1 protein-coding gene is annotated in these 525 nt (G+C 47.2%); it reads left to right on the top strand.

What is annotated here, in order from left to right:
* The coding region (locus J4G02_22865; GenBank protein ID MCE2397350.1) for a hypothetical protein at positions 1-505 on the top strand (505 nt) is incomplete at its 5' end.
* Between the last annotated feature and the right edge of the window lie 20 nt (positions 506-525).

Here is a 525-nt window from a genome sequence, read left to right as displayed (position 1 = left end):
AACCGCTTCGGCGACAGGAACATTGCCTTCTACCGCCGCGATTGATTTTACTAAAAAACCGCTCCTAACAGGGCTCTTCAGAAATGAACCTAATGTCAATCGGCTTGAAGATCTCTATGGGTCGACAAGAGGGAAAATTCAACACATCAGCATTGTGTCTAACTGTAATTTGGATGTGTTAAAAGCATTTGTGGCAACAGGTTGGGCTCCCGTTTTCCGATCAAGACGCTCTGGCAAGGGTCATCTATCAGCGATTATGAAATATGATGATGCCGACCAGCAGATTCAGATCGGAAATCCGCTCAGCGCGCGAGCAAAAAGACAGCGCTCCAGAATGGGGCGCACGCTTACTTACTCAGAGTTTGAGAAGGAGTGGACAACTGGATCCGGAAATACATGTGTGCTGATCACACCGAAAAGGCTCCACGACGTGGAGATACATGCCGCTTTGAAGAAATACCTCCCTGAAGAACAGGTCGCTCGAGTTCAGGTGAGGAGCCGTTAAAATATGGTAGATTTTAGAAT

This window comes from Candidatus Poribacteria bacterium (assembly GCA_021295755.1).
Taxonomy (GTDB): domain Bacteria; phylum Poribacteria; class WGA-4E; order WGA-4E; family PCPOR2b; genus PCPOR2b.
The sequence above is the reverse complement of the archived record's forward strand: the minus strand, read 5'-3'. Positions and strand labels throughout refer to the sequence as shown.